The sequence below is a fragment of the Pseudomonas sp. IPO3749 genome, assembly GCF_013386605.1.
In the GTDB taxonomy this organism is placed as follows: domain Bacteria; phylum Pseudomonadota; class Gammaproteobacteria; order Pseudomonadales; family Pseudomonadaceae; genus Aquipseudomonas; species Aquipseudomonas azotoformans_A.
Map to the genome: position 1 here is coordinate 47396 of NZ_JACARN010000042.1, position 25089 is coordinate 72484.

The 25089-nt window shown below is 61.6% G+C and carries 26 protein-coding genes; 11 read left to right on the forward strand and 15 right to left on the reverse strand.

Annotated features, from left to right (window positions below; translation table 11 throughout):
• Nucleotides 1-5: 5 nt before the first annotated feature.
• Nucleotides 6-1028, forward strand: coding sequence for a histone deacetylase family protein (locus HX812_RS17365; protein WP_038848332.1), 1023 nt, complete (start codon nt 6-8; stop codon nt 1026-1028).
• Here HX812_RS17365 and HX812_RS17370 read toward each other — a convergent pair.
• From HX812_RS17370 to HX812_RS17410, 9 genes are all read right to left on the reverse strand, one after another.
• Nucleotides 1003-1890, reverse strand: a complete 888-nt coding sequence (locus HX812_RS17370) for a hypothetical protein (protein ID WP_050572469.1) — start codon at nt 1888-1890, stop codon at nt 1003-1005. The genes HX812_RS17365 and HX812_RS17370 overlap by 26 nt on opposite strands.
• Nucleotides 1891-1995: 105 nt before the next feature.
• Nucleotides 1996-3921, reverse strand: a complete 1926-nt coding sequence (locus HX812_RS17375) for a response regulator (RefSeq protein ID WP_038848333.1) — start codon at nt 3919-3921, stop codon at nt 1996-1998.
• A complete protein-coding gene (locus tag HX812_RS17380; protein WP_033902636.1) occupies nt 3911-4774 on the reverse strand; it encodes a sensor histidine kinase KdpD in 864 nt (287 codons plus the stop codon). Before HX812_RS17380 ends, HX812_RS17375 begins: the two co-directional genes overlap by 11 nt.
• Complete coding sequence (locus HX812_RS17385; protein ID WP_152514737.1) at nt 4767-5774, reverse strand: ATP-binding protein; 1008 nt, start codon at nt 5772-5774, stop codon at nt 4767-4769. The genes HX812_RS17380 and HX812_RS17385 overlap by 8 nt, the downstream gene beginning before the upstream one ends.
• A complete protein-coding gene (locus tag HX812_RS17390; RefSeq protein WP_038848336.1) occupies nt 5765-6169 on the reverse strand; it encodes an ATP-binding protein in 405 nt (134 codons plus the stop codon). Before HX812_RS17390 ends, HX812_RS17385 begins: the two co-directional genes overlap by 10 nt.
• Entirely contained in the window at nt 6166-6528 is a 363-nt protein-coding gene (locus HX812_RS17395) for an STAS domain-containing protein (protein ID WP_033902634.1), read from the reverse strand. The genes HX812_RS17390 and HX812_RS17395 overlap by 4 nt, the downstream gene beginning before the upstream one ends.
• Before the next feature lie 2 nt (nt 6529-6530).
• A complete protein-coding gene (locus HX812_RS17400) occupies nt 6531-7382 on the reverse strand; it encodes an STAS domain-containing protein (RefSeq protein WP_033902633.1) in 852 nt (283 codons plus the stop codon).
• 135 nt (nt 7383-7517) lie between these two features.
• Nucleotides 7518-7835 (reverse strand): type II toxin-antitoxin system RelE/ParE family toxin, encoded by a 318-nt coding sequence (locus HX812_RS17405; protein ID WP_038848339.1) that lies wholly within the window; start codon nt 7833-7835, stop codon nt 7518-7520.
• Nucleotides 7832-8113 carry a type II toxin-antitoxin system ParD family antitoxin gene (locus HX812_RS17410; protein WP_038848366.1) on the reverse strand — a complete coding sequence of 94 codons (282 nt, stop codon included), beginning with the start codon at nt 8111-8113 and terminating at the stop codon, nt 7832-7834. Before HX812_RS17410 ends, HX812_RS17405 begins: the two co-directional genes overlap by 4 nt.
• A 330-nt stretch (nt 8114-8443) precedes the next feature.
• On the opposite strand from HX812_RS17410, the gene HX812_RS17415 reads away from it, so the two are divergent.
• A complete protein-coding gene (locus HX812_RS17415; protein ID WP_038848369.1) occupies nt 8444-9346 on the forward strand; it encodes a LysR family transcriptional regulator in 903 nt (300 codons plus the stop codon).
• On the opposite strand, the gene HX812_RS17420 is transcribed toward HX812_RS17415, so the two are convergent.
• Both HX812_RS17420 and HX812_RS17425 read right to left on the reverse strand, forming a co-directional pair.
• Nucleotides 9338-10096 carry a substrate-binding domain-containing protein gene (locus tag HX812_RS17420; RefSeq protein WP_038848341.1) on the reverse strand — a complete coding sequence of 253 codons (759 nt, stop codon included), beginning with the start codon at nt 10094-10096 and terminating at the stop codon, nt 9338-9340. The genes HX812_RS17415 and HX812_RS17420 overlap by 9 nt on opposite strands.
• The gene (locus HX812_RS17425) at nt 10096-11400 is read right to left on the reverse strand and encodes an MFS transporter (RefSeq protein ID WP_038848342.1); all 1305 of its coding nucleotides are present in this window, start codon (nt 11398-11400) and stop codon (nt 10096-10098) included. Before HX812_RS17425 ends, HX812_RS17420 begins: the two co-directional genes overlap by 1 nt.
• A 140-nt stretch (nt 11401-11540) precedes the next feature.
• Between HX812_RS17425 and HX812_RS17430 the strand changes: the two genes are divergently transcribed.
• From HX812_RS17430 to HX812_RS17470, 9 genes are all read left to right on the forward strand, one after another.
• Nucleotides 11541-11741, forward strand: a complete 201-nt coding sequence (locus HX812_RS17430) for a hypothetical protein (protein ID WP_038848344.1) — start codon at nt 11541-11543, stop codon at nt 11739-11741.
• Between the two features lie 208 nt (nt 11742-11949).
• Complete coding sequence (locus tag HX812_RS17435; protein WP_016975198.1) at nt 11950-12672, forward strand: GntR family transcriptional regulator; 723 nt, start codon at nt 11950-11952, stop codon at nt 12670-12672.
• Nucleotides 12669-13457 (forward strand): SDR family oxidoreductase, encoded by a 789-nt coding sequence (locus tag HX812_RS17440; RefSeq protein ID WP_038846293.1) that lies wholly within the window; start codon nt 12669-12671, stop codon nt 13455-13457. Before HX812_RS17435 ends, HX812_RS17440 begins: the two co-directional genes overlap by 4 nt.
• Nucleotides 13458-13524: 67 nt before the next feature.
• Nucleotides 13525-14457 carry a 3-keto-5-aminohexanoate cleavage protein gene (locus tag HX812_RS17445; RefSeq protein ID WP_038846292.1) on the forward strand — a complete coding sequence of 311 codons (933 nt, stop codon included), beginning with the start codon at nt 13525-13527 and terminating at the stop codon, nt 14455-14457.
• A gap of 63 nt (nt 14458-14520) precedes the next feature.
• Nucleotides 14521-15399 carry an SMP-30/gluconolactonase/LRE family protein gene (locus tag HX812_RS17450; RefSeq protein ID WP_038846290.1) on the forward strand — a complete coding sequence of 293 codons (879 nt, stop codon included), beginning with the start codon at nt 14521-14523 and terminating at the stop codon, nt 15397-15399.
• A gap of 73 nt (nt 15400-15472) precedes the next feature.
• On the forward strand, nt 15473-16795 hold the full coding sequence (locus HX812_RS17455; protein ID WP_038846289.1) for an MFS transporter: 1323 nt from the start codon (nt 15473-15475) through the stop codon (nt 16793-16795).
• A gap of 55 nt (nt 16796-16850) precedes the next feature.
• Nucleotides 16851-18167, forward strand: coding sequence for an MFS transporter (locus HX812_RS17460; protein ID WP_038846286.1), 1317 nt, complete (start codon nt 16851-16853; stop codon nt 18165-18167).
• Between the two features lie 58 nt (nt 18168-18225).
• A complete protein-coding gene (locus HX812_RS17465) occupies nt 18226-19149 on the forward strand; it encodes a LysR substrate-binding domain-containing protein (protein ID WP_033902626.1) in 924 nt (307 codons plus the stop codon).
• Nucleotides 19150-19197: 48 nt separating this feature from the next.
• Complete coding sequence (locus tag HX812_RS17470; protein ID WP_038846283.1) at nt 19198-19560, forward strand: 5-carboxymethyl-2-hydroxymuconate Delta-isomerase; 363 nt, start codon at nt 19198-19200, stop codon at nt 19558-19560.
• 3 nt (nt 19561-19563) lie between these two features.
• Here the strand turns inward: HX812_RS17470 and HX812_RS17475 are convergent, their stop codons facing one another.
• From HX812_RS17475 to HX812_RS17490, 4 genes are all read right to left on the reverse strand, one after another.
• On the reverse strand, nt 19564-20499 hold the full coding sequence (locus HX812_RS17475) for a LysR family transcriptional regulator (RefSeq protein WP_038846280.1): 936 nt from the start codon (nt 20497-20499) through the stop codon (nt 19564-19566).
• Nucleotides 20500-20636: 137 nt separating this feature from the next.
• Nucleotides 20637-21824, reverse strand: coding sequence for a cyanate transporter (locus tag HX812_RS17480; protein WP_038846278.1), 1188 nt, complete (start codon nt 21822-21824; stop codon nt 20637-20639).
• 143 nt (nt 21825-21967) lie between these two features.
• Nucleotides 21968-23410 carry an aldehyde dehydrogenase family protein gene (locus HX812_RS17485; RefSeq protein ID WP_038846275.1) on the reverse strand — a complete coding sequence of 481 codons (1443 nt, stop codon included), beginning with the start codon at nt 23408-23410 and terminating at the stop codon, nt 21968-21970.
• The gene (locus HX812_RS17490; RefSeq protein ID WP_038846272.1) at nt 23407-25032 is read right to left on the reverse strand and encodes a 5-guanidino-2-oxopentanoate decarboxylase; all 1626 of its coding nucleotides are present in this window, start codon (nt 25030-25032) and stop codon (nt 23407-23409) included. Before HX812_RS17490 ends, HX812_RS17485 begins: the two co-directional genes overlap by 4 nt.
• Nucleotides 25033-25089: the final 57 nt, after the last annotated feature.

The following is a 25089-nucleotide window of genomic DNA, read 5'->3' on the forward strand; positions in this document are numbered from 1 at the left end:
TCTTCATGCGTACGTTTTTTCATCCCGAACAACTTTTGCATCATCCGCGCAGCTACTACTCCCGTGGCCAGATGCGTACGCCGCAAGAGGTTCCCGAGCGCGCCCGTAACCTGTTGTTGGCCGCGCAAACCTTGGGTTTCGACATCCAGCAGCCGCAGGACTACGGCCTTGATCCCTTGCTGGCCGTACACGGTGCGCCCTACCTGGCTTTCCTGCAGGAAGCCCACCAGCGCTGGAAGGAAATCCCCGAAGACTGGGGCGACGAAGTTATGTCCAATATCTTCGTGCGCGAACCCAACGCCCTGCGCGGCATCCTTGCCCATGCGGCGCGTTACCTCGCAGATGGCAGTTGCCCGATCGGCGAACTGACCTGGCGCTCGGCCTACTGGTCGGCCCAGAGCGCCGTGGCTGCCGCCCAGGACATTCTTGATGGCGCACCGGCCGCCTACGCCCTCTGTCGTCCACCGGGCCACCATGCGCGTTACGATGCCGCAGGAGGATTCTGTTACATCAACAACGCTGCGGTAGCTGCCCAGGCATTGCGGGAAGGTTTCCAGCGCGTCGCCGTACTCGATACCGACATGCACCACGGCCAAGGTATCCAGGAGATTTTCTACGACCGTGACGACGTGCTTTACGTCTCGATTCACGGTGACCCCACCAACTTCTACCCTGGCGTTGCCGGCTTCGCCGAAGAGCGCGGTAGCGCAGCAGGTGAAGGCTTTAATCTCAACCTGCCAATGCCCCACGATGCCAGCGAGGCGGTGTTCTTCGAAAAACTGGAACTGGCCTTGGCGGCGGTGAAAAACTTCTCGGCAGATGTGCTGGTGTTGTCACTGGGTTTCGATATCTACGAGCTGGACCCGCAGAGCAAAGTCGCCGTTACACGGGAGGGTTTCGCGCGGTTGGGTGAGTGCATTCGCGGGTTGGGATTGCCGTGCGTGATCGTGCAGGAGGGCGGCTATCACCTGGAGACGTTGGATAGCAATGCGCGGGCGTTTTTTAATGGCCCGCAGGTTTGGGTGTGAGTGTATCGGGCACCAGCTCCAATATTCGGTCTCTGCCGCCTTCCGCCAGCAGGTAAGTCCCTCGTCCTGTCGGGACAATCGACTGTGGTGCTTTCAAGAACGAGAGAATGGTTTGCTGGCGCCCCTGTTTATCAATCAACAGCAGGCGTGCCCGATGGGTGGCGTCTTCGTTGACCCATAACCCGCGCTCATCGCACATCAGGAACGTGGGTTGGTTCAGGTTGGCCAGCACCACCGGGTCGCTGCCATCATCGGTCAGCTCACGTACCACACCTTTTTGCTTTTCGTTGTAGAGCAGGCGCCCATCCGTGCAGCGCACGATGGATTCGCCTTCCTGCACTTGGTCGCGCAACACGGTCAGGGCGCCGTCGCTCCAGCGATAACGCAGCAGGCGCCCGGTGGGTTTGCGGTCTTCGATGGCGTAGAGATCGTCGCCGTCATCCCACAAGCCTTGTACGCTTTCGCCTGTGAACAGTTCGGTGACGACGCCGTCCTTGAAGAAGCTGACGGGCAAATCGGCAGACTCCTGGCTGAACACCCAACCGCCACGGGTCCGGACGATACCATCCGGTTTGGACAGGTTGGTCACCACCCCTTCACGGGTGCCGTCGGGGTGAATACGCACGATGCTGCCTTTGCCCTTGTCGAGTTCCTGGCTGACCATCAACGAGCCATCCGCCATGGGCATCAGCGAGGCGGCCTTGGGCACGTCACGGTGTATGACTCGCACGTTCCAACCCTTGGCGGCACTGACGGGGTAGTAACTTTGCCAGGCAAAAAAGCCCAGGGTGGCGACGCACAGCACGCCCGCTGCACGCACGCCGATCCGGAGTGCAAAGTATTTTTTTGCGGAGTGAGTCATTGATGATTGCCAGCAGTCAGTCGGGGGGATTTAGAGCCGATCACCCTACCAAGCTTAACGATGAACTTCACCCACGTTGAACCCGGTGTCCCCTTTTAACGGTGCTTAACGCTCTGCCTCCAAGCCCTGCCGGAGCTTTTCCAGCAATTCATCGATATGAAAGGGCTTGGTAATCAGGTCCATGCGTTCACCCAGGAAGTTCTGTCGGTTGGCCGCATTCTCGGCGTAGCCGGTCATGAACAGGATGGGTAGGTCGGCACGCAGGACGCGCGCATGGTCGGCCAGCTCACGACCGGTCATGTAGGGCAGGCCGACATCGGTGAGCAGCAGGTCGATGGAAGGGGCGGCCTTCAGAATGGCGAGGGCTTCGTCGCCGTCCGCTGCCAGGCTGCAGTGGTAGCCGGCATCCGTCAGTACCTCGGCGACAAAACTACGAACTGAAGGCATGTCTTCGACGATCAATATGTGTTCACCCTTGCTGTTGCCCGGCATCGGCAGCGCCTTGGTGGCTAGGGTGGCGGGCCTCTCGGCGGCGGGCAGCATGATGGTCACTTCGGTGCCCTGACGGGTCACACTACGGATCTGCGCATCGCCGCCTGACTGGCGGGCAAACCCGTAGATGGTCGACAGACCCAATCCGGTGCCTTGGCCCACGGGCTTGGTGGTGAAGAAGGGGTCGAACACCTTATCGATCAGGCTGTTCTCGATACCGACACCGTTATCCCGCACCGACAGGGCGACGTAGGGACCGTTTTCCAGCTTGAGGTTGCCGTTGGAGTAAGCCGGATACGTCGTGACCCAGATAATCCCGCCCAGGGGCAACGCATCGCGAGCGTTGATCACCAGGTTCAGCACTGCGCTTTCCAGCTGGATCGGGTCCACCATCGCCACGGCGGGGTTGGTGGTCAGCTCCAGTTTCAAGGCGATGTGTTCACCGATGGTGCGCACCAGCAATTCTTCCAGGGAACGGATATGCGCATTGATATCAATCGGCCGGGTGTCCAGTGGCTGCTGGCGGGCAAAGGCAAGCAGTCGGTTCGTCAGGCCAGCGGCGCTCAGGGCTGAACTGAGCGCGGCGTCGGCATAGCCCAGCACCTTGTCGGTGCGTTGGCTTTCGATACGTTTTTTGATCAACTCCAGGCTGGTGATGATGCCGGTCAGCAAGTTATTGAAGTCATGGGCAATGCCCCCGGTGAGCTTGCCCAAGGCATCCATTTTCTGCGCCTGGAGCAACTGCGCTTCGGTTCGCGCCAACTGGCTGGCGGCGTTGGCCAGCTCGGCCTGCTGGTGGCGTTCGCGATGGCGATGTTCGGTGACATCTTCGACAAACACCAGGCTCAATTCGGCACGGTCATAGGGCGAGATCTGCCACTCGGTTTCGCGCAGTTGCCCGTCGACCTTCATCTGCAGCGTTCCCTTCCAGCGCTCACCGGCCCCCAGGCGCAGGCACAGCTCTTGGATCACCGCGAGTTGATCGGCGGCAAAGCATTCGAGCAGGGCGTCCGGATTGAGGTTGTCGTGAATCAATTGGGCGAACGCGTGGTTGCATTCGTGCACTTTCAGCTGTGCGTCCATCACCGCAATCGGTGCGCTGATGTTGAAGAAGATCTCTCTGAAGCGCGCCTCGCTTTCGCGTAGGGCGTATTCGGTATCACGCACGCGCAACAAGGTACGCAGGGTCGCCAGCAACACGTCCGGGTCTATCGGGTGGATCAAGTAGGCATCAGCGCCGGCGTCCAGCCCAGTAATGATGTCGCCGGTTTCGATGGACGCTGCAGAGACGTGTACCACCGGCAGCAAGGCCGTGGCCGGGTCGGCGCGCAAACGGCGGACGATGTCGAAGCCGCTCATGTCGGGCAGGTTGACGTCCAGGACCAGGGCATCGATTTTCCCGCTGGCGATGAGGTCCAGCCCCTCCTGGCCGGTGCCCGCTTCCAGCACCCGGTAATGATGACGCTCAAGGCGCCGGCGCAGGGCGTAGCGCGTGGCGGCGTTGTCGTCAACGATCAGTAGCTCAATGTCACGTTTCATCGACGGTCTCGCTGGCGAGGGAAAAGGGAATGATCACAAAGAACAGCGAGCCCACCCCAGGTGTGCTTTCCACGCCCACCCGGCCACCCAGCAATTCGGCGAAACGCTTGCACAGCGACAGGCCCAGGCCGGTGCCGCGTAGACGTTTCTGCAGCGGCGAGTCAATCTGGGAAAAGTCTTCGAACAGATTACTGTGCAATTCGGCAGGAATGCCCAGGCCGGTGTCCTGCACGGCAAAACGGATTTCGTGTGCATTCTCCATGCGCGCCGAGACCCGCACTTCGCCTTGCGCCGTGAACTTCAGTGCATTGGAGATGAAGTTACGCAGAATCTGCGCCAGCTTTTTGTCATCGGTGTAGAGCTTGGGCAGGCCGGATGGCTCTTCGAAGATCAGGTCCACCGAGCTTGCATCGGCAATCGGCCGAAACATGCCGCGCAACGCCGAGAACAGGTCGAACATATCGAACCAGGCCGGGGAAATACTGATGCGCCCGGCCTCAATCTTGGCCAGGTCCAGCAGGTCGTCGACCATCTCGCGCAGTTCGCGCGCAGAACTGCGGATGAAGCTGACCTGGGTGTGCTGTTCCGGGCTCAACGGGCCGTCCAGCTCATCGGCCAGCAGACTGGTAATACTCAGGATCGAGCCCAGCGGTGTGCGGAACTCATGGCTCATGTAGGACAGAAAGCGGCTTTTGAGGTCCGATGCCTGGCGCAGTTGGTCGGCTTGGGTGTCCAGTTCGGCATACAGCGCTAGAACGCCCTGGTTGGTTTCGTCCAGTTCAGTGCGCAGGGCATCTGTCTCCAGGCGAAGGCGTTGCACTTCTGCGGCGAGCGAGGCAGGGGTGTCAGCCATCAATGGCCTCCAAGGCAATCACGAAGACCGTGACATCATCCCGGCCGCGACAGAAATCACGGTGCAGGATAGCGGCGATCAGGGCAGGGTGGCGGTGGACGAGTCCAGGGTAGTCCAAGAGATTCCAACGTGATTGCAGGCCGTCGCTGTACAGAATCAGCAATTGGCCGCCCACCTGAGCGTAGTCGAAGGCATGGGCCTTGCGAAACTGCACGCCCACGATGCCGGGGTGTGAGGCCAGGCCACGGGACTTGTCCGGCGCGACCAGGCTGGCGCCGATATTGCCCACGCCAGTGAACCTCAGGTTATCGGCTTCGGCATCATACTGGGCCACGGCCAGGGCGCCGCCACGGGTGCCATTCATGCCGATGTGTATATCGTTCATCAGCACCGTCGAGTCCAGAAACGCGTTCTGGGCAAATACCGTCTCTCCTGCTCGGGCGGCACGCTCGGCAAATTCGCCATGACCGAGTCCGTCGGCCACCATCACACTGAAGCGGCCAGGTTCGATTGCCAGGTGCCAGGCGTCGCCGCAATGCGGATCCTCGTGCAGTGAATGCTGGCTGACCCCGTAGCGAATGTCCTTGGCCAGTGAGCCGCGGGGGTACAACCTGGCCAGGATCGCCGTGCCACGAGGGTCGGCGTACACATCGAACACCTGGGCCAGGCGTGAAATCGCCCCCAGGCCAATGCCCTGGGTGCCGCCGGTGGAGTAGCCGTCCACCAGGCAACTGTTCAGGTCGAAGCCTTGGCCACGGTCGATGGCCACCAACTCGACACCACCGTTACCGGTGGCGCGCAGATGCAATTGACCATGGTCGGCGTGCTTCAAGACATTGCTGGCCAGTTCCGTGGCCACCAGGGCCACGCGTCCGGCGTCGGTATCGTCGAAGCCCAGGCCTTCGGCGAGTTGCTGCGCGGTGCGCCGGGCATGGCCGATCTGGCTGGTGTCTTCAATCAACAATACATGCGTCAGGACGCTGGGGATGTTCAGGCCCATCGGGTGATCGTCACGCGGGTGCCTTTGCCGGGTGTGGTGTCCAGTTCAAATTCATCCACCAGGCGCTTGGCGCCGGTCAGTCCCAGTCCCAAGCCGCTGCCGGAGGTCCAGCCGTCGGTCATCGCCAGCTTCAGATCGGGAATGCCCGGGCCTTCATCGCGAAAGGTCAGGCGCACGCCGAAGCGGTGGTCTTTTTCGATCACCGCCCAGTCCATGTGGCCGCCCTTGCCATACACCACCGTGTTACGGGCCAGTTCACTGACCGCCGTGACCAGCTTGGTCAGGTCGATCAGGCGCATGCCGCAGTCCTGGGCCAACTTGCGCACCAGTTGTCGAGCCAGCACGACATCCTGTTCGATCAGCACCGGGTGGGTGCCATTGCTGGCTTGGGTCATGAGCGTTCTACCCGGTCGCGCAGCAGTTTCATGCCGCGCTCGACATTCAATGCAGTGGCCACGCCGGGCAGGGTCATACCCAGTTCTACCAGGGTGATAGCCACGGCCGGTTGCATGCCCACCAGCACGGTCTGGGCATCCATGATGCTGGACAGGCCGGAAATGGTGCCGATCATGCGCCCGATGAACGAGTCGACCATGTCCAGCGCCGAAATATCGATCAACACGCCTTTGGCCGAGGTGCGGCTGATGCGCTCGGACAAGTCGTCCTGCAAGGTCAGTGCAAGCTGGTCGTGCATGTCCACCTGGATGGTCACGAGCAAAAACTCGCCCATCTGCAAAATAGGGATGCGTTCCATGCTCAGACAGCCTTGGTGACGGTGACGCCGAGGCGTTTGAGCGAGAGGGCCAGAGCGTCGGCCAGGTTGGCCTTGGTGACCACGCCTTGCAGGTCGAGGCCCAGGTGCACGATGGTCTGGGCGATTTGCGGGCGCACGCCGCTGATGATGCAATCGGCACCCATCAGGCGGATCGCGGTCACGGTCTTGAGCAGGTGCTGGGCGACCAGCGTGTCGACAGTCGGCACACCGGTAATGTCGATAATCGCGATTTCCGCGCCGGTGTCGACGATACGTTGCAGCAGCGACTCCATCACCACCTGTGTGCGCTGCGAGTCCAGGGTGCCGATCATCGGCAGGGCCAGCACGCCGTCCCACAGCTTGACGACTGGGGTGGAGAGTTCCAGCAATTCTTCCTGTTGGCGTTTGATCACCGATTCGCGGGACTTCTGAAACGTGCGGATGGTGTGCATGCCCAGTGCGTCGAGCAGCTCCGATATCTTCAACAGCTGTTCGGCCAACTGCACAGGTTGATCGGCATATACCTGTTGGAGCAGGGCGAACAGGGGGCCTTTAAGGGCGAAGATAAAACTGGCGGTTTGTTGCGAGTCCTGACCGGCGAGGGCGCGACTGTGAGAAAGTTTTTCCAGGAATACACGGGTTTGCGCCCAGTTTTCGTGGTCGGTATTCTGGGAACCGCCCAGTTGCAGGGCCTCAGTCAGCAGATTCAGGAACTCATGGGTCTGCTGTTTGATATCGTCGCCTTTGATGTTGCGCGTAGCGCCCGAGGCCTCGAGGCTGGCATTCCATTCGTCAAGGAGGGCGCTTCGATTATCCAGCAGAGCCTGAATTGTGTTCGTTTGCAAAGTTGCCACGGGTAACCTCCTTGAATGCCTTAGATGAACTGCACGCAATTTATACTAAATAGAACCGTTTTGAAGTATTTCGCCGAATTTTCCGAACATAAACGGACAGGTCACACCCATGGCGAATCCAGCATTTGATTTCGATCAGCTTTCGCTGCACTCCAGCGACGCCAGATAATCCTGGCCGCCGTAATACAGGCCCAGGATCGATACCGTTTCGCTGGCAGCGTTCAGCACGAACGCGATGACCGTGGTGCGCCGATAGTGAGTGATGCGCAAGTCTTTGAGCAGGTCATCACGGCGGGTGCCGCGCAAGGGAAACAGGCAAAGGCCTTCGCAGTAGCGGATGAGGCTGTCGATAAAGCGTGCAGCTATAACTGGGGAACCGGCATCGCTGATGTAGTCTTCAAGGGCGTCGAGTTGCGCCAAGGCTTCAGGCGAAAAGGCTACCGTGTAACTCACGCTTTCCCGGTGCCTTTTCGCTGACGCTTGGCTGCCATGTGTTCTCGAACCTGTTCGACGGACAGCGCGCGCTCGGGCTCGGCCTTGAGGGCTGCCGCAGCTGGGATCACCTCGTCCCGCAGCCAGTCTTCCATGGCGCGATCACGGGCCAGCAATACTCTCAGGCCGTCGCGGATCACTTCGCTCTCGGATGCATATTCACCGGCCGCGACTTTGGCTTTGACCAGGGCCGCCATTTCGATTGGCAAGGTAATGCTCATTTGCTGGGTTGAGCGCATGTGGAAGTCCGCCGAAGGAGGGTAGGATTCAATCCTACTCGACCACTGTCGTGATGCAAGAAGCAACTGGTCGATGCCGATATCCAGCATCTCGTCGTCTGTCCAGAAGTAAGGGGTTTCCATGTGTGCTACATCTCCCGTTGTGAAGGTCAGGCCGCAAGTATTGACCCATTTCGACGATTGCGTGGCCGCAAAAAACCCAATAACCCACTGATATGTATGACTTCATATTTGTAGCAGGGTTATTGCGACAAACCGGTCTCGGCATGCATGGCGCGCCATCGGCTCCCATACGATAATGCCTGCCACCTCGACCACATTGGCCTTCCCGTGATCATCAACTTCGACCTCAACGACCTCCAAGCCTTCCGCGCCGTGGTAGACAAGGGCAGTTTTCGCGGTGCCGCCGAAGCCATCCGGATCTCGCAGCCGGCCCTCAGCCGGCGTATCGAAAAGCTCGAGACTGCCCTGGATGTGAAGCTGTTCGAACGCACCACGCGGCGCGTCAGCCTGACCATGGTCGGCCGCGCATTCCTGCCGCAGGTCGAGCGCATGCTCGACGATCTCGATGTCGCGCTCATGGGCATCAGCAATGTCGCGTCCACACGCATGGGCAATGTCACCATCGCCTGCGTGCCGTCCACTGCGTATTACTTCATGCCCCACGTGATCTCTGAATTCCACAAGTTGTATCCGAAAATTCGCCTGCGGGTGCTGGATGCCAGCGCCGGTGAAGTGTGCAATGCCGTAGAAAGTGGCGAGGCGGATTTCGGCGTGAGTTTCAGCGGCAGCCTGGCCGATGAAGTGGAGTTCGAACTGCTGCTGCAGGAGCGTTATGTGCTGGCCTGTCGCCGCGATCATCCCCTGGCCCAGCGTGGCAGCGTGACCTGGTCCGAAGCCTACGAACACGACTACATCACCGTGGACAAGACTTCCGGCAACCGCTTCCTGCTCGACCAGGCGTTGCGTGGCGTGCGGGTGAAAAAGCCGAGTATCTGCGAGACGCACCACGTCACGACGATGATCGGGCTGGTGGAGGCAGGGCTGGGGGTCGCGATGGTGCCCTCGATTGCGATGCCGGCCGGCGAGCATCCGATCCTGGTGAGTGTGCCGCTGGTGGAGCCGCAGGTGATGCGCAATGTGGGCTTGATAAAACGCCGCGGGCGGACCTTGCCGCCAGCGGCGCTGGAGTTGGAACGGTTGGTGCGGGAGATGCCGTTTCGGTCAGCGTGACACCGAGTCCAGGCCGGTGGCTTGCACCACCGGTTGCGCCTGGGGCGACGCCAGGTACTGCAACAAGGCCTTGGCCTGCTCAGGGTGTTCGGCATTCACCGGGATACCGGCTGCAAAACGGGTCACCGATTGCACGTCTTCCGGGATCTTTCCGACGTAGGTCACACCCGCCACCGGCAGCAATTCCGCGACCTGCTGCAGGCCCACTTCGTAGTCACCCTTGGCGACCTGTTCGGCCACCGGCAGGCGTTCGATCATGGTGCCTTTGGCCGGCATGCCGAGCTTCTTGAACAACTCCTTCTCGACATACACACCGCTGGCGCTGTCCGAGTAAGCCACGGATTTGGCCTTGCTCAGCACGGCTTTCAGTTCGGCATCCGTACCGATTGCAGGTTTGACCGCGCCGGCCTTGACCACCAGGCCGATGCGCGAGTCCGCCAGTTCCACACGGGAAGCCGGGTCGACCTTGCCTTGTTTGATCAGGTCATCCAGGGCGTAGCCGACCATGATTACCACGTCGGCATGTTCGCCACGGGCGAGACGGTTGGGAATCGCTTCCGGCGCCTTGCCCATGGACGGACCCAGGATGGTGTCGAGGCTGTCACCGCTTTGCTTGGCGTACTGCGGGCCAAGCAACTTATACGCAGCGGTGAAGCCACCCGATGTCATCACCTTGAGCTGTTCGGCCTGTGCCGACAGCGCCAGGGCGCCGAGGGCCAGGGCCGTCAGGGTCTTGAGCAACGGCTTCATCATGCCGCCTCCTGCATCACCTGGCCACGGGTGTTGGCGCGACGGTACAGCGCCAGGGTCGAGCACAGCGCGCAGGCGGCGGCGAACATCATCCAGTAGGCCGGCGAGGCCTTGTCTTCGGTGATGTGGATGAACCAGGTGGAGATCGCCGGGGTAAAGCCGCCGAAAATCGCAGTCGCCAGGCTGTAGGCCAGGGAGAAACCTGCCACGCGCACTTCCACCGGCATGATTTCGGTCAGGGCCGGGATCATGGCGCCGTTGTACAGGCCGTAGAGGAAGGAGAACCACAGCAGGGTTTCCAGCATGTGGGCAAAGCTCGGCGCATTTACCACGTAGGACAATGCTGGATAAGCCGTGAGAACCGTCAGCACGGTCATGGCGATCAGCACCGGCTTGCGGCCGAAACGGTCGCTCAGGGTGCCGCCGATCGGCAGCCAGACAAAGTTCGACACCGCCACCAGCAGGGTCACCAACAGCGCGTCGGAGGTGCTCAATTGCAGCACGGTCTTGCCGAAGGTCGGTGCATACACGGTGATCAGGTAGAACGCGGTGGTGGTCATGGCCACCATCAGCATGCCGCCGATGACTACGGTCCAGTTCTTCACCAGGGTCGCCAGCACTTCACGCATGGTCGGGCGATGCTTGCGGTTGGCGAACTCTTCGGTTTCCTGCAGGTTGCGACGCAGGATGAAGATGAACGGGATGATCACACAGCCGATGGCGAACGGAATGCGCCAGCCCCAATCGGCCACCACGGCGGGTTCCATCCACACGTTCAGGCCATAACCCAGTGCGGCGGCGACCACGATGGAGATCTGTTGGCTACCCGATTGCCAGCTGGTGTAGAAGCCTTTGCGGCCGGGTGTGGCCATTTCGGACAGGTACACCGACACACCGCCCAGTTCCGCGCCGGCCGAGAAACCTTGCAGCAGGCGGCCAAGCAGCACCAGCAGCGGTGCCCACAGGCCGATGGTGTGATAACCCGGCACCAGCACGATCAGCAGCGTGCCGCTGGCCATGATCGACAGGGTCACGATCAGTCCTTTGCGGCGACCGACGTCATCAATGTAGGCACCCAGGATGATCGCGCCCAATGGACGCATCAGGAAGCCCGCGCCGAACACGGCGAAGGTCATCATTAATGACGCAAACTCATTAGCGGCAGGGAAGAACGCGGCAGCGATGTAGGTGGCGTAAAAACCGAACAGGAAGAAGTCGAACTGTTCGAGGAAGTTGCCCGAAGTCACGCGGAAAACCGCGCCCACTTTCGAGCGGGCAGAGTCGGGTCGGGTAGGGCTAGTCATGGTTTTGTGTCTCCAGCGTTCTTTTTAAAGTGCTTGTTTCGCCTAAGACCGAGAATAGTGGCTGACACATTTAGAAATGATAAGTGACAAATTTGGATAGATTGATGCGCATTGGCTATCAATCAGTGATGCGGTCATAAATGCGTTCGCTGTTCTATGCTGAAGGTGTGACCAATTCTTACGGATGGGAGGTGGCGATGACTGATCAACAGAAACGGCGGGACGAGCCGGAGCGTGAACAACCCCGGCGGCGGGAGGAAGAAAAACCGCAGACCTGGAAGCATCCCGATGATGGGACGGAGCTTTCCGAGCGGGATCAGGAGCGCCCGCTAAAACCCTAATATCAGGCTAAACGCGGTCCAAATGTGGGAGCGGGCTTGCTCACGAAGACGGAGTGTCAGTCAACAGCGCTGTGACTGATCAACCGCTTTCGCGAGCAAGCCCGCTCCCGCATTTATCTGTGCACTCTCATAAATGGGAAATTATTTGACATATTTGATTTGTGATCACATATTGAGGCCATAAGAACGACAACACAGGTTTTGCCTCATGACAGATGGTCCGCTCCTCCTGCCCACCCTGCGCCAGGTGTCCCGCGATACCTTGCAAGACCAGGTCTACCGCCAGATCCGCGAAGCCTTGATGAGTGGCCGTTTCCAGCCTGGCCAGAAACTCACCATCCGCGGTCTCGCCGAAGCGCTCGGTTCCAGCCCGATGCCAGTGCGCGAAGCGCTGCAACGCCTCAGCGCCGAAAACGCCTTTGAAGTCACCGAAACCTCCCGTCTGCGTGTGCGGCTGATGACGGTCGAACGCTTGCGCGAAATCCGTGATGCGCGGGTCGCCCTCGAAGGTTTGCTCGCCGAAAAGGCGGTGCTGCTCCTGCAAAAAGCCGACCTCGACGAAATCACTGACCTCTGCCAGCAGATGCAACACGCTGCCGACGAAGTCGACGTGTCGCGCTATCTGTGGACCAACTTTGCGTTTCACCGGCGCATCTACGCCGTGGCCCAGGCCGAGTTGACTATGGCTGCCGTGGAAAACTTCTGGCTGCACATGGGCCCGTGCTTTGCGTTGGTCGCCCCGGATAAAGCTCACCTGCAACGCTCGATGGAGGCGCACACGCGCATCGTCGAAGCCCTGGCTGCCCGCGACGGCGCCGGCGCACGCGCAGCGGTGACCGATGACATCATGCAGGCCGCCGATTCCCTGGCGCGCCTGCTCGTCAAGAACGACCGTTCGCGGTCGTCTGCTTCAGGAGGTAAACGTGCATGAGTGTCCTACAACGGCTGCAGCCCTATCCTGGGTTACGTGTGTTGATTTCCGGCGGGGCTGCCGGCATTGGTGAAGTGCTGGCAGCGGCGTATCTGGAAGCCGGTGCGCAGGTGCATGTGTGTGATGTGAGTGAGCCGGCCCTGGCGGCGTTTCGCGACAAATACCCAGGCAGCGTCGCCACCCGCGCGGATGTCGGCGATGCCGCGCAGATCGAGGCGGTGTTCCAGGTGCAGCGCGAGCAGTTCGGCGGCCTCGATGTGCTGGTCAACAATGCCGGGATCGCCGGGCCTACCGGCGGGATCGATGCGATCAGCGACGCCGAGTGGCAAGCCACCATCAATATTAATCTCACCGCGCAGTACCGCTTTGCCCACCACGCCGTGCCGATGCTCAAGGAATCGTCCCACGGCCATTTGCTGCATATCGCCTCGGTGGCGGGGCGCTTGGGCTACGCGTGGCGCACGCCCTATGCGGCGACGAAATGGGCGATCGTCGGCTTGATGAAATCCCTGGCCTCGGAGCTGGGCGAGAACGACATCCGCGTCAACGCCTTGCTTCCCGGCATCGTCGAAGGCCCGCGCATGGACGGCGTGATCCGCGCGCGTGCAGAGCAGGTCGGCGTGCCCGAAGCCGAGATGCGCCAGGAATACCTCAACAAGATTTCCCTCAAGCGCATGGTCACCGCCGAAGACGTGGCCGCCATGGCGTTGTTCCTCTGTTCGCCCGCCGCACGCAACGTGACCGGCCAAGCGATCAGCGTCGACGGTAACGTCGAGTACCTGTAAGCCACGCAAGAACACATCGCGCTGTACCCAGGATTTTTTTCATAAGAATAAAAGTCGGAGATTCGTCATGCCCAAAAATCGTCCTGTCATCATTACGTGCGCCGTTACCGGTGCGATTCATACGCCGTCGATGTCACCGCATTTGCCGATCACCGCCCAGGAAATTGCCGACGCCGCCATCGGTGCCGCCGAAGCCGGCGCCGCGATTGTGCACCTGCATGCCCGTGACCCCAACGACGGCCGCCCCAGCCAGGACCCGGCGCTGTTCGCCGAATTCTTGCCGCAGATCAAGGCCGCCAGCGACGTGGTGATCAACATCACCACCGGCGGCGCGCCGACCATGGGCGTGGAAGAACGCCTGCAGCCGGTGATGCAGTTCAAGCCGGAACTGGCCTCGCTGAACATGGGCTCGATGAACTTCGGCCTGTACGAAATGCTCAACCGCTTCACCGATTTCAAGCACGACTGGGAGCGGCCGTACCTCGAAGAAAGTGACGACCGGATCTTCCGCAACACCTTCCGTGACATCACTCACATCCTCAATTCCTGCGCCGAAAACCGTACGCGTTTTGAGATCGAGTGCTACGACATCGGCCACCTCTACTCCGCTGCGCACTTCCTGGAGCGCGGCCTGCTCAAGCCACCGTTGTTTATCCAGTCGGTATTTGGCTTGCGCGGCGGCATCGGCGGGCACCCGGAAGACCTGGCACACATGCGCCGTACCGCCGACCGTCTGTTTGGCGACGACTACGTGTGGTCGATCCTCGGCGCCGGGCGTGGGCAGATTCCGCTGGCGACCATGGGCCTGTCCATGGGCAGCAACGCGCGCGTGGGGCTTGAGGATTCGCTGTGGGACGGGCCGGGCAAACTGGCGGCGTCGAATGCCGATCAGGTCCGGCGCATTCGCACCGTGATCGAAGCCCTCGGCCACCGCGTCGCCACGCCGGATGAAGCGCGGGAAATCCTCGGGCTCAAGGGGCGCGATCAGGTCAACTTCTAACCCAACAAACCGCCGCGTCAAGGCGCGGCTTGCATCCCGCACAACAACAATAAGGGGATCACCATGCGTATCGAAGTGCTCGTCGACGTCAAGACCACCCTGGGCGAAGGCCCGGTGTGGGACGTCGAGCAACAACGCCTGTATTGGATCGACAGCGCCGACGGCCGCATCCTGCGTTGCACCGACGACGGTCGCGAGCTGCGGGCCTGGGACGTGGGCCAGAAAATCGGCTCCATGGCCCTGCGCCGTGACGGCGAGTCGGCCATCGTCGCCCTGCAAAACGGCGTGCACACCCTCGACCTCAACAGCGGCGAACTCAACCTTGTCGCTGATCCGGAACCGCACCTGCCCAACAACCGCCTCAATGACGGCAAGGTCGACCGCCAAGGCCGCTTTATCTTCGGCTCCATGGACACCCAGGAAGACAACGCCAGCGCCAAGCTTTACCGCCTGGACGCCGGCCTGAGCCTGCACACATTGGACGAGGGCATCATCGTGTCCAACGGCCCGTGCTGGAGCCCGTCGGGTGACACCTTCTACTTTTGCGACACCTGGTCCGGCGAGATCTGGGCCTACGACTACGACCTGGCCACCGGCAACGTCAGCCACCGTCGCACCTTCGCCAAGGTCGATACTTCCGGCGGTGGTGCCGCCGATGGTTGCACCGTGGATGCCGAAGGCTGCCTGTGGCAGGCGTTGGTCTACGCCGGAAAACTGGTGCGCTATACCCCCGACGGCCACGTCGATCGCATCATCCAGATGCCGGTGAAAAAGGTTACCAGCCTGACCTTTGGCGGGCCGAACCTGGACACCCTGTTTGTGACCTCCATGGCCAAGCCGCCGCTGCCGCGTTTTCCGGCAGACGGCCAGCAGCGCGGAGCGCTGTTCGCCATTACCGGGTTGGGCGTGCAAGGAATAGCCGAGCGACGGTTCGCCAGCTAGCGCGTGTGTGTGACAAGGCATATTCCTTCGCAACCTTGTGTCAGTGCGCGCCCTTGCGCGCCTGGAGAGGCCCATGGCAACTATCAAAAAAGCGTCGCTGCGCAGTATTCACCGGCATTCCTGGGTGTCGCTGCTGGTCTGCTGGATGATCTGGATCCTCAACGCCTACGACCGTGAGATCGTGCTGCGTCTGGGGCCGACCATCTCCAAGCATTTCGACTTATCCGCCGACCAATGGGGCACCGTGGCTACCGTGGTGATGCTGGCCCTGGCGCTGCTGGATATTCCCGGTTCGATGTGGAGCGACCGTTATGGTGGCGGCTGGAAACGTGCGCGCTTCCAGGTGCCGCTGGTGCTGGGCTACACGGCGATCTCGTTTCTGTCCGGCTTCAAGGCGTTGAGCGGCAACCTCGCCACCTTCATTGCCCTACGCGTCGGCGTCAACCTCGGCGCCGGCTGGGGCGAGCCGGTGGGGGTGAGCAACACTGCCGAATGGTGGCCGGTTGAGCGTCGCGGTTTTGCCCTGGGCGCGCACCATACGGGTTACCCGATTGGCGCGATGCTCAGCGGTATCGTCGCGAGTTTTGTCATCACCGTGTTTGGTGAAGAGAACTGGCGCTATGTGTTCTTCTTCGCGTTCGTGGTGGCGCTGCCGCTGATGATTTTCTGGGCGCGTTATTCCACCGCCGAGCGCATCACTGCACTGTACGTCGACATCGCCGCCAAAGGCATGACCCCGCCGGACAACGCGCCGGCCAGTCAAGTCAAAGGCGAGGCCTGGCGTACATTCCTTGCCACCTTGCGCAACCGCAATATCGCCCTCACGGCGGGCAACACCATGCTCACCCAAGTCGTATACATGGGCGTCAACATCGTGCTGCCGGCCTACCTCTACAACATTGCCGGGCTGTCCCTGGCCGAGTCGGCGGGGATGAGCGTGGTGTTCACCCTCACCGGCATCCTCGGGCAACTGGTGTGGCCGTCGCTGTCGGACATTATCGGCCGACGCACCACCCTGATCATCTGCGGCGTGTGGATGGCGGCGAGTGTCGGCGCGTTCTACTTCGCCAACACCCTGACGCTGATCGTCGTGGTGCAACTGCTGTTCGGCCTGGTGGCCAATGCGGTGTGGCCGATCTATTACGCCGTGGCCTGCGACTCGGCCGAACCGTCAGCGACGTCCACCGCCAACGGCATCATCACCACCGCGATGTTCATCGGTGGCGGCCTGGCGCCGGTGCTGATGGGCAGCTTGATCGCCATGGGCGGCGGCTGGACCACGCTGCACGGCTACACCGTGTGTTTCTTCGTGATGGCCGGCTGCGCCCTGGGCGGCGCGCTGCTGCAACTGTTTTCCCATCGCCCCCAGGCGTTGGCTATGCAACTCGACTCCTAGAACAACACCGATGCGCCCCCCAGCCCGGCTGGCGGGGCGCCAAGAGGAATTGCCGATGACTACCGCGACTTCCGCCCGCACACCGCAGGCGTTGAACAAACTGATGTTCGTCAAGCTGATGCCCTTGCTGATCATCGCCTACATTCTGAGCTTCCTGGACCGCACCAACATCGCCCTGGCCAAACATCACCTGGACGTCGACCTGGGCATTTCCGCCGCGGCGTACGGGTTGGGCGCGGGGCTGTTTTTCCTGACGTATGCACTGTCGGAAATCCCCAGCAACCTGATCATGCACAAGGTCGGCGCACGGTTCTGGATCGCGCGGATCATGGTGACCTGGGGCCTGATCTCGGCGGCCATGGCCTTTGTGCAGGGCGAGACCTCGTTCTACGTGCTGCGCCTGTTGCTGGGCATTGCCGAAGCCGGACTCTTCCCTGGCGTCATGCTCTACCTGACCTACTGGTTCAACCGCGAACAGCGGGCACGCGCCACCGGTTATTTCCTGCTCGGTGTGTGCTTCGCCAACATCATCGGCGGCCCGGTGGGCGCGGCCTTGATGCGCATGGACGGCATGCTCGGCTGGCACGGCTGGCAGTGGATGTTCATGCTCGAAGGCCTGCCGGCGGTGGCGTTTGCCTGGGTGGTCTGGCGCAAACTGCCGGACCGTCCGAGCAAGGCGCCATGGCTGTCGGCCGAGGAAGCGCGCGGCATCGAACAGCGCATCGCCCAGGAAACCGAAGAGGGAGCGGGCGAGGGTGGTCACTCGTTGAAAAACTGGCTGACCCCGCAAATCCTGCTGGCGATCTTTGTGTACTTCTGCCACCAGATCACCATCTATACCGTGATCTTTTTCCTGCCGAGCATCATCAGCAAATACGGCGAGCTGAGCACCATGAGCGTCGGCCTGCTGACCTCGCTGCCGTGGATCGCGGCGGCACTTGGGGCCTTGCTGATACCGCGTTTTGCCACCACGCCCGGGCGTTGCCGGCGGTTGCTGATCACGGGCCTGTTGACCATGGCGCTGGGCCTGGGCATCGCGTCGATATCGGGGCCGGTGTTCAGCCTGCTCGGTTTTTGCCTGTCGGCGGTGATGTTCTTTGTGGTGCAGTCGATCATCTTTCTGTACCCGGCTTCGCGCCTCAAAGGTGTTGCGCTGGCGGGCGGGCTGGGTTTCGTCAACGCGTGCGGGCTGCTTGGTGGGTTTGTCGGGCCGTCGGTAATGGGTGTGATCGAGCAAAGCACCGGCAATCCCATGAACGGCCTGAAGGTGATTGCGCTGGTATTGGTGGTGGCGGCTATTGCGGCGCTGCGGTTGCGCATGGGGCACGAACCTGAGCGTGGCGCACAGGCCAGCGAAGCGTCCTACACGTAGACGCCGGCAACGGGGCTTTCTACACTGCGGCTTGTCTTGGGGAAAGGGGCAGGCGCCGATGAATCGCAATGAATTACGCAAGGCCGACATCAACCTGATGGTGGTGTTCGAAGCACTGATGCTGGAACGCAACGTCACGCGGGTGGCAGAGAAGCTGTTTCTCGGCCAGCCGACCATCAGCTCGGCCCTCAACCGCTTGCGTACTTTGTTCAATGACCCGCTGTTCATTCGCGTCGGCCACCGCATGGAGCCCACGGCGCGGGCCGAGGAAATCATCCAGCATTTATCGCCAGCGCTGGACTCGTTGTCCTCGGCCTTGAGCCTGACCCATGACTTCGACCCGTCGATCAGTACCATGACCTTTCGCATCGGCCTGTCCGATGATGTCGAGTTCGGCCTGTTGCCGCCGTTGCTGCGCGCCCTGCGTCAGGAAGCGCCGCAAGTGGTGTTCGTGGTGCAACATGTGGACTACTGGCGCATCCCCGATCTGCTGGCCTCTGGCGATATCACCGTCGGCATCACCCAGACCCGTGGCCTGCCAGCGAATGCCAAGCGCAAGCTGTTGCGCCATATCCGCCCGCGCATCCTGCGTGCCGATGCCTCGGACACACCGCTGACCCTTGACGAATACTGCTCACGCCCTCACGTGCTGGTGTCCCACACCGCCAACGTGGCGGGGTTCGCCGATGAGTGGCTGGCGGAAATCGGCCGCAAGCGCCACGTGGTGTTGTCGGTGCCGCAATACAGCGCACTGCCGGCGTTGCTCGCCGGCACCGACCTGATCGCCAGCCTGCCGGACTACACCGCCGAGGCCATGGCCGTGTCGGGCCACCTGTTCTGCGAGCCGTTCCCGTTCGAGACGCCGACCCTGGATTTGTCCATGGTCTGGCTCAGCCACGTGGACACGGACCCGGCCGAGCGCTGGGTACGCTCGCGACTGGAAGCGTTCATGAGCGATCGAGGGTTGGCGACCAAGGCCTGACTCCGTGGTATATCTAGGATTCTTCCTACCAAAGACTCGGAGCCCTCCATGCCACACCTGCACCTGGAATACACCGCCAACCTGACGAACCTGGCCGTTGAGAAAACCCTGCTACGGCTAAACAACGTGTTGATGGTGTCTGGCCAGTTCGGTTCCGAGTTCGATATCAAAAGCCGTGCGGTCAAGGTCGAGACGTTCCAGGTGGGCACCTCCCTCGACCCGCGCGGTTTTATCGCGGTGAAGCTGTCACTGCTCAGCGGGCGTTCGCCGCAGGTCAAGAAGCAGTTGTCGGAAAGCCTGCTGGCAGCCTTGCAGGACCTGGGCGACTGGCCGGAGGGCGTGCAGGTTCAACTGAGTGTCCTGTTGGTCGACATGGACCGCGATTCCTACAGCAAAGTCGCAATTGGCTAAGCCCTACAACAACCCCTGATCCGCACACACCTTCACCACCTGCTCACGAAACCAGGTATTGGCACTGTCCTGTTCACTGGTTTCGTTCCACTGCATCTCCAGGGTGAACCCCGGCAAGCCGTTCGGCGCTTCGCAATGGCCGAACACCGTGGACGGCGCCAGCAACTTTTGCACGCGACGGGGCAAGGTGACGATGAAGTCCGTGCCGGTGATCATCTTCAAGGCTGCGCTGTAGCTGTTGGCACGGGCGATGACCTGGCGCTTGTGGGCCTGGCGTGCGAGCCAGCCGTCGATCATGTTGGTGTCGGAGGTCCACGGCGTGGGAAACACGTGGCGTCGTTCGACGAAGGACTGCAGGCTGAAGGCCGGTTCCCGCGGCGCCGAGTGTTTATCGAACACGCACACCAAGTCGTCCTCCAGCAGCATCTGGGTGCGGAAGTCTTTGTGGGCGCGATGGAAGTTGGGGCCGAAGCAAATCACCAGGTCGAGACGACCTTCGCGCAGGTCGTCGGCGGGGATGTCGGTTTCCAGCTTCTGCACATTGACGATCACCGGCAGGTCGGCGCGGTCAAAGTTTTTCAACAGGCGCGGCAGGATCAACTGTTCGAAATATTCCGGCGCACACACGTTGAAGGTCACGGCCTTCAGCGTCGGATCGAAGGCTTGGCTGCCGGCGTGGCACAGGTTGATGCTTTCGAGGATCTTCTGCACATGGCCGTACATGGTGGTGGCCTTGTACGTCGGGCGCATGCCGGCGCGCGTGTTGATAAACAGCTCGTCTTCAAAACTGGTGCGCAGCTTCTTCAGGCTGTAGCTCACGGTGGACTGGCTGACAAACAGCGTTTCAGACACCTCGGTAACGCTGCTCTGGTCATAGACGGCGATAAACACCATCAAGTCCTGCATATCGAGCTTTCTGAGCAAGTTACTGTTTAGCATCGGTTTCGTCCGTAAACCCTTTGTACCGAACTCAGTACAAGACAGCACAAAAGCTTAACGGAACGAGCGTGCCAATAGAATGCTCTGTAGGGCGTTTCTATGTTTGGTGTGAGACAAATACTGTTTGCAACACGACCTCAGCGGATATGTCGTGCGTAATGCTTTGGGTTAAAGCGCGTGACGATCAACAGCATCACCACGATCACCGCCGTCAGCGACCACCAGGCCCATTCGAAGCTGCCCAGTTGATCGCGGATCATCCCGGCGATCAGCGGCGACAACCCGGCAATCAGGTAGCCGATGCCTTGCACAAACGCGGTGAGGCCACCGGCGCGGCGCGGGTTGTCGAGGTGGTCGAGGGACAGGATCAGGCTCATCGGGAACAGGCCGCCGATGCCCAGGCCGAGCAGGCAAGGCCACAGCAGGCTCAGGTGTTGCGGGCTGAGGATCAGGCCACAGAAACCCAGGATGATCAGCACCAGCAACACCGCGACTACGCCGCGTTTATCCTGGCGACGGTTGGCGATGGCCGGGGTGATCAGGCCGGAGACGACTTCCATGGCCGTCAGGAAACCCAGCAGCAAGCCGGCGTTCTGTTCACTCCAACCTTGCTCCACGTAATACGGCGCCAGCCAGGCGAGCACGCAGGTGTAGGACGCGGTACCGAGTCCGAAAAATACCGCGAGCAACCACGCGCGACCGTTACCGAAAAATGATTCTTGAGGACCAGCACCGGCTTGGGGCAGTGGCGGCAACACCGAGCGCTGGGCGTACCAAAACACCAAGGCCAACAGCGCCAGCACGGCCCAGATCGCCAGGCCGATGCGCCAACTGCCGGTCTGCACCTGCACGAACGGTGCAAACGAGGCGGCCAGCGCCGCGCCGCCCATGATCGCGGTGACGTACAGGCCCATGAACAGCGAAACATTGTCACTGAACCGCGACTTGATCAGTGCGGGCATCAGCGCCTGGATCATCGCAATCCCCACACCGGCGGCGATGGCGCTGACAATCAACTCCAGCGCCGAATCGAGGAACAACCGCGACAATGTCGCCATGCCAATCACCAGCAGCGACACCACGATGCTGCGGTGCTCGCCAAAACGTTTGGCCAGGCCCATGCCGAAGAACATCGCCAAGCCCATGGCCATCACCGGCAACATGGTCAGCAACGCTGCACTGCTGAAGCTCAAGGGCACGTCGCCGCGAATCGAGGACAACAGTGGGCCGACAGCAGCCATCGACGGGCGCAGGTTGAGGGCGACCAGCACGACACTGATCATCAGCCAGACGGCGGTGGTGGGTTTTGTTTGGACGGTTTCCATGAGACGGCCTTGAGTGAACAGGGGCGAATCAGGCCATGGGTGGAGGAGGGGGGCAAATGAGAAAGTCGCAGGGGCTATCTAAAAAATGCGGATGACTTTGTGGCGTGGGAGCAAGCTTCCTCGCCACAAAAGATCGTTATGGGCTAAAGGGACCGGATCACATGCTTGATCTCCTGAAACGCCGCCAACCCCCAAGGCCCCAACTCGCGGCCAAGGCTGCTCTGCTTGTAACCGCCCCACGCGGCCTGCGGGAAGATCACCTGCGGTGCGTTGATCCACACCAGCCCGGCCTGCAAGGCGTTCGCCACGCGCTCGGCGGTTTCGTGGCTGGCGCTGACCACACTCGCCACCAGGCCGAAATCACTGTCGTTGGCCAGGGCAATGGCCTCGGCTTGCGAGGTGAAGCGTCGTACACAGAGCACCGGGCCGAAGATCTCTTCGTTCCACAACGCGCTGTCCAGCGGTACGTCGGTGAACACGGTCGGGCGGATGAAAAAGCCCTTCGGCAGGTCCGCAGGTCGGTCACCGCCACACAGCAAACGTGCGCCGTCCTCAACACCGCGCTGGATATGCCCCAACACGCGTTGATATTGCACGCGGTTGATCAACGCGCCCATTTCCACGTGATCGGCAAACGGGTCAGCCACGCGAATGCCTTCAGCCCGTGCTTGTACACGTTGCAGGAATTCATCCGCCAGGCTGTCAGCTACCAGCACGCGACTGGTGGCGGAACACATCTGCCCGGCGTTGAAAAATCCACCGCCACAGGCCAGTTCCACCGCCAGGTCCAGGTCGGCATCGGCCAACACCAGCAGGGAAGATTTGCCGCCCAGTTCCAGGCTCACACCCTTGATGGTTTCGGCGGCGCGCTGCATCACTTGCACGCCGACGGCGTTGCTGCCGGTGAAGGAGATCTTCGCCACGCGGCGATCCGCCGCCAGTGGCGCGCCCACTTCCAGGCCCGTGCCGCACACCAGGTTGAACACCCCGGCCGGCAAGCCTGCCTCGGCGATAATCCGTGCCAGTTGCAGTTCCGCCAATGGCGTGACTTCCGATGGCTTGAGCACCACGCAGCAACCGGCCGCCAGGGCGGGAGCGAGTTTCCACGCGGTGGTGACCATCGGGAAATTCCAAGGCACGATCAGCCCGACCACACCGCACGGCTCACGACGCAGGCGTGCGCTGAAGTCCGCGCTGGGCAATGCCACCGGGCTATCCTGGCTGGCATCCATCGCTTCGGCCACGCTGGCGTAATAGTCGAAGGTGGCGATCACATCGTCCACATCAATCGCGGCTTCAAACAGCGGTTTGCCGTTGTTGCTCGACTGCAGGTGCATCAGCTGTTCGCGCTGCTCGCTGACGCCTTGGGCGATCTTGCGCAACAGCGCGGCGCGGTCGCGGCCGGTGCTTTTTGACCAGTCGATGAACGCGGCGCTGGCGGCGTCGACCGCCTCAGTGACCGTGCTCGCATCGCCGACGCTGACGTGGGCCAGGACGGCTTCAGTCGCGGGGTTGATCACATCAAGCGAGGCCAGTCCGGCACGCCATGCGCCATTGATATACACACCGTTCAATACCGCGCTCATACCGTCACCGCCTTCATCCACAGCCCCTGTTCGATTTCAATCAGCGTCGGCCCTTGGCGATCAGCCGCTGCGCGTAGTGCCACGCGCAGCGACTCAATCCCTTGGATGCTGTCGGCGGCGCAACCGAGTGCCTTGGCCACGCCGATAAAGTCCGGCGTGTAGATGTCCACGCCGACCGGCTCGATGGCGCGGTTGACCATGTATTTCTTGATCTCCTCATAGCCGTGGTTATTCCACAGCAACACGATCACCGGCGTGCGCGCTTCCACCGCGCTGGCCAGTTCCGGGAGGGTGAATTGCAGGCCGCCGTCGCCGATCAGGCACACCACCGGCTGCCCATCGCCACGCCCCAGCCAGGCGCCGATGGCGGCAGGCAAGGCATAGCCCAAGGTGCCGTAGCCGGTGGACGAGTTGAACCAGCGGCGCGGGTGGTCGAGGTTCAGGGTCAGGTTGCCGCTGTACACCGGTTGGGTGGAGTCGCCCACCAGCACGGCGTTGGGCAGCTCTTCGAGGACCGTATTGAGGAACAGGGTTTGCGCGCGGGTGGCGGCGTCCCAGCTGGGGGTCAGTTCCGCCCACAGGCGCGATACGCGTTCAGCGCCCCACGCGCTGTTACGCGGTGGCAACGACTTGCTGGTCAACTCGGCCAACAGCGCTTCGGCGGCGATTTGTGCATCAGCCACCAAGGCCACTTGCGGCGGGTAGTTGCGCACGGTCTGGTCGGGGTCGATATCGATGCGCAGCAGCGCGCCGGGAATCTCGAAACCACCGGCGAAGGTCACGTCGTAGTCGGTTTCCGCCAGCTCGGTGCCGATGGCCAGTACTACGTCCGCTTCGGCCACCAGTGCGCGGGTGGCAACCAGGGTCTGGGTTGAGCCGATCAGCAGCGGGTGGTGGCCGGGCAGCATGCCTTTGGCGTTGATGGTCAGGGCCACCGGTGCGCCGAGGGCTTCGGCCAGTCGGGTCAGTTCCGGCGCTGCGTCGATGGCGCCCCCACCGGCCAGGATCAAGGGCTTCTTGGCGGCTGCGAGCAACTGGCTCATTTGCTTGACCGCCGACGGCGCCGCGCCGGCACGGGCCACGCTGACCGGTTCACTGCCCAGCAACGCGTCGGCATTTTCCACCAGCACATCCAGCGGGATTTCGATGTGCACCGGGCGCGGCCGTCCGGCCTGGAACAACGCAAACGCCCGCGCCAACACGCCGGGCAACTCTGCCGCCGACATCAGGGTATGGGAGAACGCCGCCACGCCGGCCATCATCGCGCCCTGGTTCGGCAGCTCATGCAGCTTGCCGCGCCCGCCGCCCAATTGGCTGCGCGACTGCACGCTGGAAATCACCAGCATCGGGATCGAGTCGGCATAGGCCTGGCCCATGGCGGTGGTGATATTGGTCATGCCGGGGCCGGTGATGATGAAGCACACGCCGGGTTTGCCGCTGGTGCGCGCGTAACCGTCGGCCATGAAGCCGGCGCCCTGTTCGTGGCGCGGGGTGACGTGGCGGATGCTGGAACGGGCCAGGCCGCGATACAACTCCACGGTGTGTACGCCGGGAATGCCAAACACCTGGTCCACGCCGTAGCCTTCCAGGAGGTTGACCAATACTTCGCCGCAGGTCGCCATAAAGGTCGCTCTTATTGTTGAGATAAGGCGTTATTGGACCGGCTGGCCTGTAGCGGC

Excerpts from the sequence above, each read along its gene's own strand:
- HX812_RS17485 (WP_038846275.1), bottom strand. The coding sequence starts at position 23,410 with ATGAGCGCGGTATTGAACGGTGTGTATATCAATGGCGCATGGCGTGCC.
- HX812_RS17420 (WP_038848341.1), bottom strand. The coding sequence starts at position 10,096 with ATGAAGCCGTTGCTCAAGACCCTGACGGCCCTGGCCCTCGGCGCCCTG.
- HX812_RS17385 (WP_152514737.1), bottom strand. The coding sequence starts at position 5,774 with ATGGGCCTGAACATCCCCAGCGTCCTGACGCATGTATTGTTGATTGAA.
- HX812_RS17435 (WP_016975198.1), top strand. The coding sequence starts at position 11,950 with ATGACAGATGGTCCGCTCCTCCTGCCCACCCTGCGCCAGGTGTCCCGC.
- HX812_RS17490 (WP_038846272.1), bottom strand. The coding sequence starts at position 25,032 with ATGGCGACCTGCGGCGAAGTATTGGTCAACCTCCTGGAAGGCTACGGC.
- HX812_RS17450 (WP_038846290.1), top strand. The coding sequence starts at position 14,521 with ATGCGTATCGAAGTGCTCGTCGACGTCAAGACCACCCTGGGCGAAGGC.
- HX812_RS17425 (WP_038848342.1), bottom strand. The coding sequence starts at position 11,400 with ATGACTAGCCCTACCCGACCCGACTCTGCCCGCTCGAAAGTGGGCGCG.
- HX812_RS17410 (WP_038848366.1), bottom strand. The coding sequence starts at position 8,113 with ATGCGCTCAACCCAGCAAATGAGCATTACCTTGCCAATCGAAATGGCG.
- HX812_RS17370 (WP_050572469.1), bottom strand. The coding sequence starts at position 1,890 with ATGACTCACTCCGCAAAAAAATACTTTGCACTCCGGATCGGCGTGCGT.
- HX812_RS17395 (WP_033902634.1), bottom strand. The coding sequence starts at position 6,528 with ATGGAACGCATCCCTATTTTGCAGATGGGCGAGTTTTTGCTCGTGACC.
- HX812_RS17480 (WP_038846278.1), bottom strand. The coding sequence starts at position 21,824 with ATGGAAACCGTCCAAACAAAACCCACCACCGCCGTCTGGCTGATGATC.
- HX812_RS17440 (WP_038846293.1), top strand. The coding sequence starts at position 12,669 with ATGAGTGTCCTACAACGGCTGCAGCCCTATCCTGGGTTACGTGTGTTG.
- HX812_RS17460 (WP_038846286.1), top strand. The coding sequence starts at position 16,851 with ATGACTACCGCGACTTCCGCCCGCACACCGCAGGCGTTGAACAAACTG.
- HX812_RS17380 (WP_033902636.1), bottom strand. The coding sequence starts at position 4,774 with ATGGCTGACACCCCTGCCTCGCTCGCCGCAGAAGTGCAACGCCTTCGC.
- HX812_RS17445 (WP_038846292.1), top strand. The coding sequence starts at position 13,525 with ATGCCCAAAAATCGTCCTGTCATCATTACGTGCGCCGTTACCGGTGCG.
- HX812_RS17390 (WP_038848336.1), bottom strand. The coding sequence starts at position 6,169 with ATGACCCAAGCCAGCAATGGCACCCACCCGGTGCTGATCGAACAGGAT.
- HX812_RS17430 (WP_038848344.1), top strand. The coding sequence starts at position 11,541 with ATGCGTTCGCTGTTCTATGCTGAAGGTGTGACCAATTCTTACGGATGG.
- HX812_RS17475 (WP_038846280.1), bottom strand. The coding sequence starts at position 20,499 with ATGCTAAACAGTAACTTGCTCAGAAAGCTCGATATGCAGGACTTGATG.
- HX812_RS17470 (WP_038846283.1), top strand. The coding sequence starts at position 19,198 with ATGCCACACCTGCACCTGGAATACACCGCCAACCTGACGAACCTGGCC.
- HX812_RS17365 (WP_038848332.1), top strand. The coding sequence starts at position 6 with ATGCGTACGTTTTTTCATCCCGAACAACTTTTGCATCATCCGCGCAGC.
- HX812_RS17375 (WP_038848333.1), bottom strand. The coding sequence starts at position 3,921 with ATGAAACGTGACATTGAGCTACTGATCGTTGACGACAACGCCGCCACG.
- HX812_RS17455 (WP_038846289.1), top strand. The coding sequence starts at position 15,473 with ATGGCAACTATCAAAAAAGCGTCGCTGCGCAGTATTCACCGGCATTCC.
- HX812_RS17465 (WP_033902626.1), top strand. The coding sequence starts at position 18,226 with ATGAATCGCAATGAATTACGCAAGGCCGACATCAACCTGATGGTGGTG.